This is a genomic window from Pseudolysinimonas sp. (assembly GCF_049651805.1).
Lineage (GTDB): Bacteria > Actinomycetota > Actinomycetes > Actinomycetales > Microbacteriaceae > Pseudolysinimonas_A.
Genome location: NZ_JBASCU010000005.1, coordinates 86,973 through 95,493 on the forward strand (window position 1 = coordinate 86,973; position 8,521 = coordinate 95,493).

The 8,521-nt window shown below is 67.6% G+C and carries 11 protein-coding genes; 5 read left to right on the top strand and 6 right to left on the bottom strand.

The window, feature by feature from the left end; translation table 11 throughout:
- Positions 1-8: 8 nt before the first annotated feature.
- The 3 genes from WBL06_RS00805 to WBL06_RS00815 all read right to left on the bottom strand — a co-directional run bounded on the left by WBL06_RS00805 (position 9) and on the right by WBL06_RS00815 (position 1,808).
- Entirely contained in the window at positions 9-1,064 is a 1,056-nt protein-coding gene (locus tag WBL06_RS00805; protein ID WP_424454069.1) for a zinc-dependent alcohol dehydrogenase family protein, read from the bottom strand.
- 118 nt (positions 1,065-1,182) lie between these two features.
- The gene (locus tag WBL06_RS00810) at positions 1,183-1,587 is read right to left on the bottom strand and encodes a type II toxin-antitoxin system VapC family toxin (RefSeq protein ID WP_424454070.1); all 405 of its coding nucleotides are present in this window, start codon (positions 1,585-1,587) and stop codon (positions 1,183-1,185) included.
- A complete protein-coding gene (locus WBL06_RS00815) occupies positions 1,578-1,808 on the bottom strand; it encodes a FitA-like ribbon-helix-helix domain-containing protein (RefSeq protein WP_424454071.1) in 231 nt (76 codons plus the stop codon). Before WBL06_RS00815 ends, WBL06_RS00810 begins: the two co-directional genes overlap by 10 nt.
- A gap of 156 nt (positions 1,809-1,964) precedes the next feature.
- Here WBL06_RS00815 and WBL06_RS00820 point away from each other — a divergent pair, with 156 nt between their 5' ends.
- Positions 1,965-2,255, top strand: coding sequence for a DUF4287 domain-containing protein (locus WBL06_RS00820; RefSeq protein ID WP_424454072.1), 291 nt, complete (start codon positions 1,965-1,967; stop codon positions 2,253-2,255).
- On the opposite strand, the gene WBL06_RS00825 is transcribed toward WBL06_RS00820, so the two are convergent.
- Genes WBL06_RS00825 through WBL06_RS00835 form a run of 3 tightly spaced genes read right to left on the bottom strand, consistent with a single transcriptional unit; the run spans position 2,252 to position 3,707 of the window.
- Entirely contained in the window at positions 2,252-2,485 is a 234-nt protein-coding gene (locus WBL06_RS00825) for a helix-turn-helix domain-containing protein (protein ID WP_424454073.1), read from the bottom strand. The genes WBL06_RS00820 and WBL06_RS00825 overlap by 4 nt on opposite strands.
- The gene (locus WBL06_RS00830; protein WP_424454074.1) at positions 2,485-3,096 is read right to left on the bottom strand and encodes a hypothetical protein; all 612 of its coding nucleotides are present in this window, start codon (positions 3,094-3,096) and stop codon (positions 2,485-2,487) included. The genes WBL06_RS00825 and WBL06_RS00830 overlap by 1 nt, the downstream gene beginning before the upstream one ends.
- Positions 3,096-3,707, bottom strand: coding sequence for a hypothetical protein (locus WBL06_RS00835; RefSeq protein WP_424454075.1), 612 nt, complete (start codon positions 3,705-3,707; stop codon positions 3,096-3,098). Before WBL06_RS00835 ends, WBL06_RS00830 begins: the two co-directional genes overlap by 1 nt.
- A gap of 169 nt (positions 3,708-3,876) precedes the next feature.
- Here WBL06_RS00835 and WBL06_RS00840 point away from each other — a divergent pair, with 169 nt between their 5' ends.
- From WBL06_RS00840 to WBL06_RS00855, 4 genes are all read left to right on the top strand, one after another.
- Complete coding sequence (locus tag WBL06_RS00840; RefSeq protein ID WP_424454076.1) at positions 3,877-6,360, top strand: ATP-dependent Clp protease ATP-binding subunit; 2,484 nt, start codon at positions 3,877-3,879, stop codon at positions 6,358-6,360.
- 124 nt (positions 6,361-6,484) lie between these two features.
- A complete protein-coding gene (locus WBL06_RS00845) occupies positions 6,485-6,988 on the top strand; it encodes an amino-acid N-acetyltransferase (protein WP_191284160.1) in 504 nt (167 codons plus the stop codon).
- A complete protein-coding gene (locus tag WBL06_RS00850; protein WP_424454077.1) occupies positions 6,985-7,734 on the top strand; it encodes an LLM class flavin-dependent oxidoreductase in 750 nt (249 codons plus the stop codon). The genes WBL06_RS00845 and WBL06_RS00850 overlap by 4 nt, the downstream gene beginning before the upstream one ends.
- Positions 7,735-7,800: 66 nt before the next feature.
- On the top strand, positions 7,801-8,403 hold the full coding sequence (locus WBL06_RS00855) for a hypothetical protein (protein ID WP_424454078.1): 603 nt from the start codon (positions 7,801-7,803) through the stop codon (positions 8,401-8,403).
- Positions 8,404-8,521: the final 118 nt, after the last annotated feature.

Genomic DNA, 8,521 nt, shown 5'->3' on the forward strand with positions numbered 1-8,521 from the left:
CGTGGCGATCAGGCAGTGAGGATGACCTTGAGCGCCTTCGTCTCGGCCGCGCGACCGAAAACGTCGTAGGCCTCGAGGATGTCGCCGAGGGCGAACCGGTGGCTGATGAACTCGGCTGCCGGGATCTTGTTCTGCGCCACCATCTTGAGCAGCGTGCCGAGGGTGTTCGTGTTCACGAGCCCCATCGTCATGGTGATGTTCGAGATCCAGAGGTCCTGAAGGGCGAGCTCGACGGGCTTGCCGTGCACGCCGACGTTGGCGACATGTCCGGCGGGGCGCACGATGTCGAGACACATCTGCCAGGTGGCCGGGATGCCGACGGCTTCGATCGCGACATCCACGCCGAGTCCGTCGGTGAGGGCGAACACCTGCTGCTTCCAGTCCGCGTCGCTCGAGACGACGGCATCCGTCGCACCGAACTTCTTCGCGGCTGCGGTGCGGTTGGCGTCGAGGTCGACGGAGATGACGCGCGACGGTCCGTAGAGGCCGGCGGTCGCGATCGCGGCGAGACCGACGGGCCCCGCGCCGACGACGGCGACGACATCCCCGGCCTTGATCGCCCCGTACTGCACGCCGATCTCGTGACCGGTCGGCAGGATGTCGGAGAGCACACAGCCCAACTCGGGGGAGACCTCCTTCGGCAGCACGTAGACCGAGGTCTCGGCGTAGGGAACCCGCACGTACTCAGCCTGGGTGCCGTCGATGAGGTGCCCGAAGATCCAGCCGATGCCCGACGCGCCCTCGTCGCCGAGGCAGTGCGAGAATACGCCCTTCTTGCAGTACGAGCACTTGCCGCAGGCCGAGATGCACGACAGGATCACCTGGTCGCCGACCTTGAGCGTCGTGACCGCCGCACCGATCTCGGTGATCGTGCCGACACCCTCGTGACCGAGGATGCGGCCCGGCGTCACCGCCGGCACGTCGCCCTTGAGGATGTGCAGGTCGGTGCCGCAGATCGTCGTCGCGTCGATCTTCACGATGATGTCGGTCGGTTGCTGGATGACCGGGTCGGGCACGTCCTCCCACGACTTCTCGCCGGGACCCTTGTAAACCAGTGCCTTCATTGCCGTCACCTTTCGCGTGCGGATGGCCGCGCCAATGATCGGCCGCGATCCTCGTCCCGAAGCTACGCTCGGCGACTTCGCCGTCAGAGGGTCAAAGGTCCCGTGTGTTGCGGGCGACTCACTCGACGAACACGACAGCGCAGTACGGCTCGGCGGCCCGGGCAAGTCGCCGGTCGGCGGTCACCAGAGGGATGCCGAGCGCCTCCGCCAGCGCGACATACGACGCGTCGTAGGTCGAGATGTTGTCGCGGAGGGCCCAGACGCGCGGCAGCAGCGGGACGTGGGGGAATCGGGCCAAGCGCGGCAGCGCGGTCAAGCCTCGTATGGCGGCGTCCGCCTCGCCGATCTCCAGTCGTCGTTGATGAACGGCTCGGCGTAGTGCGGATGCGACTTCGAGATCGAGCAATTCGGGAGCTGCCAGGGGCTGACGCAGGGCTGCCCGCGCGGTGAAGCGCGCGCCTCCTCGACCGACCGTTGCCTCGACGATGATCGAGGCATCCACGACCGCGCCGGCTACTCCCATTTGCGGTCGGCGTGGATCGCGTCGATGATCTCGTCGCGCGACATCTGGATCCCGTTTCCCACGAATGCGTCCCACCGCTCCTCAAGAGCGATCTCATCGGCGAGTTCGGTGAGCTCGCGCCGGAGGTACTCCGAGAGCGAGAGCCCGGCTGCAGCGGCCTTCGCCTTCAGTTTCTGGGTGACTTGATCGCTCAGGTTTCTGATTTGCACCGTCGTTCCCATGCTTTCAGGGTAGCCCGCCTGCATGCGAGACGGAGAGTGTTGCATGCACGCGATCATGCGCGTCGCGGCGATGGCGGCGGTGTGGAGCCCGTCGATCGGGGAAAAAATCCCGCATCCCACAAGCTGGGAAGGAGCGGCGGCGGAGTGCCTTCCGGCATGTCATTCCAGGCGTACCTCGACAACATCGAAGAGAAGACCGGCCTCGCCCCACGGCAGTTCCTCGCGCTCGCCGCCCAGAAGGGCTTCGACGCGAACACCAAGGCGGGCCCCATCCTCGCGTGGCTCGCGGAGGACTTCGGACTGGGTCGTGGCCACGGAATGGCGCTCGTGCACGTCATCACGAAGGGTCCGAAGATCTCGTCGAAGCACGTCGAGAGCGGCACCGCGCACAGCGACCCCACCGACGAGCTCTGGCTCGACGGCAAAGCGTCGAACCCGAAGGGCTAGCCCGACCTCACGACGAGCAGGTCGCCGACCGAGCAGTCGAGCGCGTCGCAGATGGCGGTGAGGGTCGAGAAGCGGATGGCGCGTGCCCGGTCGTTCTTCAGCACCGAGAGGTTCACCAGGCTCACGCCCACCAGCTCCGACAACCGGGTCAGCGTCATCCCGCGGTCGGCGAGCAGTTCGTCGAGGCGGCAGTGGATGCGGCCGGCATCCTCATCGTCGGCGGGAGCCATCAGACGAGCGCCTCGGTGTCGCGCTGAAGGCGTTGGCCGATCTCGAACGCCCCGGCGATGACGATGAGCGCGGAGGCCCAGCCGAGTGGGGCGAGGTTGAGCTCGGCGATGAGCAGGGCGCCGTCGGCACCGACTTGCGCGACGGCTTCGGTGCTCGCGATGCCGCGGAGGAAGGGGGCGACGAGTCCTGCGAGTAGGACAAGGATCGCGACACCCGCCACGCCCCAGGTCGCCGATCGCACGAACGGCTTGCCCACGAATACCCGGAGACACAGCCAGACGAGCACCATGCAGATCCCGATCGTGAGCAGCGAGCCCAGCACGATCGCCGCGATGAGCGCGCCCCGAGCGGCGTCGGACAGGCCTTCGATGACGAGGGTGACCGTGTCGTATTCAGCGGAGACGACAGCCGCTGATCCGCCGACATCGGCCGGAACCGGCTCGGCAAGCCGGACGCCCGAGATCGTCGTCGGGTCGGACGCCGCCAGTTCGGCGACGCGACGCACGAGGAAGACCGTTTCGAGCACGCCGATCGCCCCTGCTGCTCCCGCGACGAACCCGAGGATCGTCTTCTCGACGAGGTTCGCCATCCGCTTCGTGGTGGTGCCCATCAGACGAGCCCTTCGGCCTCGCGCTGCAGGCGGTGCCCGATCTGGAAGGCAGCGCCGATCGCGCCGAGCGCGAGCAGCCCGAAGACGGCGGTGAAGTCGGTCTCAAACAGCACCCCGTCGTAGGAGTAGTCGCTGACGGCCGAGAGGGTGCCGTTCACGGCCATCGTCTGAAACAGCGAGCCGAGAACCCAGCCGACACCGAGCACGACGACTCCCGTCAGAACGATGCGCACGGTCGACTTGGCGAACGCGCGACCGCGGGCGAGGTTGAAGCAGAACAGACAGAGCAGCAGGATGCCGGCGAGGATCGCGAGACCGACGACGATCGGCTGGGCGATGAGGGCGAACAGCGTGGCCGGTGCGGGGTCGGTGACCGTGACGATCGCCTGGTCGACCTCGACGGGCACCTCGGCGCCGCCGGGCCCGATCGGCAGGGTCGCGGTCTCGCCGATGAACGGCACGAGCACCGGGATGTCGCGGCCGGGCAGCACTTCGGCGAGGCGGGTGATCGTCACCCACACGGTCACGGCGGCTCCGATCGCGCCGAGAACGATGGTGGCGTACATCCCGATGCGGTCCGATCGGGAGAGGCTGGTGGTGGCAGTACTCACGAAGCTTCCTTATCGATAGTCGATGTTATCGACCAACGATAACCCACGGCATCCCGATGCTGTCAACCCACGCTGAGCCGTGAGCGAACACGGGACTTTTCGCCGCCGCCCGTCGTTACTCTCGGATGTAACGACGCCTCCCGACCCTGGCGTTGCGTAGGAGCTAGTGATGTTCGAGCGCTTTACCGACCGAGCCCGCCGGGTGGTCGTCCTCGCCCAAGAAGAGGCGAAGATGCTCAACCACAACTACATCGGCACCGAGCACATCCTGCTCGGCCTCATCCACGAGGGTGAGGGAGTCGCCGCGAAGGCGCTCGAGTCGCTCGGCATCTCTTTGGATGCCGTGCGCGAGCAGGTGCAAGACATCATCGGGCAGGGGCAGCAGCAGCCGACCGGGCACATCCCGTTCACGCCGCGCGCCAAGAAGGTGCTCGAACTCTCCCTGCGCGAAGCGCTGCAGCTCGGACACTCCTACATCGGCACCGAGCACATCCTGCTCGGGCTCATCCGCGAGGGTGAGGGCGTCGCCGCACAGGTGCTCGTGAAGCTCGGCGCCGACCTCAACCGGGTGCGGCAGCAGGTCATCCAGTTGCTGTCGGGCTACCAGGGCAAGGAGCAGGTCGCGGTCGGCGGCAACGACGCGACGCCCGACAAGGGCTCGCAGATCCTCGACCAGTTCGGTCGCAACCTCACTCAGGCCGCGCGCGAGGGCAAGCTCGACCCGGTCATCGGCCGCGAGAAGGAGATGGAGCGGGTCATGCAGATCCTCTCCCGCCGCTCCAAGAACAACCCCGTGCTGATCGGCGAGCCCGGCGTCGGCAAGACCGCCGTCGTCGAGGGCCTCGCCCAGGCGATTGTGCGCGGCGACGTGCCCGAGACGCTGAAAGACAAGCAGCTCTACACGCTCGACCTCGGCTCGCTCATCGCCGGATCCCGCTACCGCGGTGACTTCGAAGAGCGCCTCAAGAAGGTCACCAAAGAGATCCGCACCCGCGGCGACATCATCACCTTCATTGACGAGATCCACACGCTCGTCGGCGCGGGTGCCGCCGAGGGCGCGATCGACGCGGCGTCGATTCTCAAGCCCCTGCTGGCCCGCGGCGAGCTGCAGACGATCGGCGCGACGACGCTCGACGAGTACCGCAAGCACTTCGAGAAGGATGCCGCCCTCGAGCGGCGCTTCCAGCCGGTGCAGGTGCACGAGCCGACGATCCCGCACACCATCAACATCCTCAAGGGTCTCCGCGACAAGTACGAGGCGTTCCACAAGGTGTCGATCACGGATGGCGCAATCGTGTCGGCCGCGAACCTCGCCGACCGCTACGTGCAAGACCGCTTCCTGCCCGACAAGGCGATCGACCTGATCGACGAGGCGGGCGCCCGGCTGCGGCTCAGCATCCTCTCGGCCCCGCCCGAGCTGCGCGAGTTCGACGAGAAGATCGCCACCGTGCGCGGCTCGAAGGAAGCCGCCATCGAGGAGCAGGACTTCGAGAAGGCCGCGAGCCTGCGTGACGAGGAGAAGAAGCTGCTCGGTGAGCGCCTCCGCCTCGAGAAGCAGTGGCGGGCGGGCGACGTCTCGGCATCCGGAACCGTGGATGAGGGCGTCATCGCCGAGGTGCTCGCGAACGCGACCGGCATCCCGGTGTTCAAGCTCACCGAAGAGGAGTCGAGCCGGCTCATCTTCATGGAGAAGGCGCTGCACGAGCGGGTCATCGGTCAGGAGGAGGCCATCTCGGTTCTCGCCAAGACCATCCGCCGCACGCGTGCCGGGCTGAAAGACCCGAAGCGTCCGTCGGGCTCGTTTATCTTCGCCGGCCCGACCGGTGTCGGAAAGACCGAGCTCGCCAAGGCGCTCGCCGAGTTCCTCTTCGACGACGAGAACGCGCTGATCGCGCTCGACATGAGCGAGTATGGCGAGAAGCACACCGTCTCGCGGCTGTTCGGTGCCCCTCCCGGGTTCGTCGGCTTCGAAGAGGGCGGCCAGCTCACCGAGAAGGTGCGGCGCAAGCCGTTCAGCGTGGTGCTGTTCGACGAGATCGAGAAGGCGCACCCCGACATCTTCAACTCGCTGTTGCAGATCCTCGAAGAGGGTCGGCTCACCGACGGTCAGGGTCGCGTCGTCGACTTCAAGAACACGGTCATCATCATGACGACCAACCTCGGCACGAAGGACATCACCGGCGGCCCGGTCGGCTTCACGCTCGAGGGCAACGTCGCGGCCGACTACTCGGCGATGCGCGGCAAGGTCGTCGAAGAGCTGAAGAAGCACTTCAAGCCCGAGTTCCTCAACCGCGTCGACGAGACGATCGTGTTCCCGCAGCTCAGCAAGGACGAGCTGCTGCAGATCGTCGGACTGTTCATCAACCGCCTCAAGGAGCGTCTGCTCGACCGCGACATGACGATCGAGGTGTCGGACGACGCGAAGGCCCGACTCATCGAACTCGGCTGGGACCCGACGCTCGGTGCCCGCCCGCTGCGGCGTGCGGTGCAGCACGAGATCGAAGATCGCCTGAGCGAGAAGATCCTGCACGCCGAACTCGACGCCGGCGACCACGTGAAGGTCGACTTCGTCGACGGCGAGTTCGTGTTCGAGACCGGGCGCCAGGCCGGCCGCGACCCGAAGCCCACGAAGGCCGCCGTCCTCGGAGCCTGACCTCTGCTGTCGCCATAGAGGGTTCTATGACGTAAGGGATCCCCGCACGCGGGGGTCCCTTACGTCGTTAGGGGGTCCGTCGCGACATCCGGCGTCGAACGACGGGCGGGTAGAGTCGGGCGTCGTGAGCGAATTCAGCGTGCGCCCGGCCCGCACCGGCGATATCCCCGAGATCGAGACGCTCATCGCTCCGCTCGTCGAGAGCCGCGTGCTGCTCGGCAAGGACCGGGTCGTCTTCTACGAGGCGGTGCAGGAGTTCCGGGTCGCCGAGGATGCCGAGGGTCGCCTGATCGGGTGCGGTGCCTTGCACGTGATGTGGGAAGACCTCGGTGAGGTGCGCACTCTCGCCGTCGCCGACCACTGGCGCGGGCGCGGCGTCGGCAATGCGATCCTCGAGAGCCTCGAGGCGGAGGCCCGCGACCTCGGCCTCTCGCGGCTGTTCTGCCTCACCTTCGAGACCGGGTTCTTCGGCCGCAACGGGTTCGACGAGATCGAAGAGAGCATCGTGTCGCCCGACGTCTACGCCGAGCTGGTGCGCTCACCGGATGAGGGCGTTGCGGAGTTCCTCGACCTCTCACGCGTGAAGCCCAACACCCTCGGCAACACGAGGATGCTGAAGCAGCTGTGACCGGTCGGCTCTCGGTCGGCGTGGCCGCGACCCTCGATCATGCGATCGTCGCCGACCTCGCCCCCCGGCTCGAGCAGCTCGGATTCTTCGCGCTCTGGGTCAACGACACTGCCGGTGCCGACGCCCTTTCCGCGCTCGCGGTCGCCGCGGCACGCACCGAGCGGCTGCGTCTCGCGGTGGGAGTCATCCCGATGGATCGCCGACCACCCGCCGAGATCCTCGCTGACGTCGCCGCGCTCGAGCTCCCCGAGGAGAGGCTGGTGCTCGGGGTCGGCTCGGGGTCACGGCGTGGCCACGGTGTGCTCGCCGCCGTCCGTGCCGAACTCGCCGAGCTGCGGGCGGACACGTCGGCGCGGGTCATGCTCGGAGCCCTCGGACCCGGGATGCGGCGCCTCGCCGCGCAGGCGGCCGACGGTCCGCTGCTGAGCTGGCTCACCCCCGACCGGTCGGCGGCTATCGCGGGGGAACTCGAGACCTCGACCGTGCTCTATGTGCGCGCCGCCTTCGACGACGACGCGCGGCCGAAGCTCACGGCGGAGGCGGCCCGGTACGCTCAGTACCCGGCCTACGCAGCACATTTCGCCCGCGAGCGGATCGACCCGCTCGACACCGTCGTCGACGGCGACCTTCAGCGGGTCGCGGCCTATCGTGCGGCCGTCGACGAGGTCGTGTTGCGCGCAATCGTGGCCGACGAGACGGCGAGCGACTACCTGCGTTTCGCAGAGCACGCTGTAGCCGCCGCCTGACTCAGGTTCCCCGGGTCCGGGGCGTGCCGACCCGTCTGCCGTGAGACCCGGGCTTACTCTGGCGGCATGTCGACCGTGCGTAACCCCGTCGGGCCGCAGCCGCCGTCGGTCTACTGGCGGCGTCGCCTGCTGGTGCTGCTCGGGCTGATCGCGGTCGTCGTCATCATCGTGCTGATCATCGCGCGGCCCGGTGCCGAGAACACCGGGCGCGAGACGCCGGCTCCCTCGAACTCGGCGTCGAGCACCCCGGCCGCCGGCGAAGAGGGCGACCCGTGCAACCCGGCCGTCATCCAGCTCGAACCGGTCACGGATGCCGCGACCTACGCCTCGGGGGTGCAGCCGCAGATCTCGATGTCGATCACCAACACCGGCTCGGTCGCCTGCACGCTGGATGTCGGCACCGCCGAGCAGGCGTACTTCATCGTGAGTGGATCGGACCCGATCTGGAACTCCCGCGACTGCCAGCAGAACGCGACGTCGCTCGAAATGGAGCTCGAGCCGAACGAGCCGCTCACGACGACTCCGTTCGCCTGGGATCGCACCCGGTCCGCCGCCGACACCTGCGCCGCCGCCCGACCCGAGGTCATCGCCGGTGGGGCGACCTACCGCCTGAGCGTCACCCTCGGCGACATCGAGTCCGCCGAGGACACCCCCTTCATCCTCAACTGATATGTAGTGCCTTCTTGTCAAGAGGGCATGGCGAGGCGCCGTCCGGCATTCCCGGGCGGCGCCCCTTGCTTCGTGGTCTGGTTGGCCGGTGAGCGTGTCGTTGCGACGCGCGGTCAGT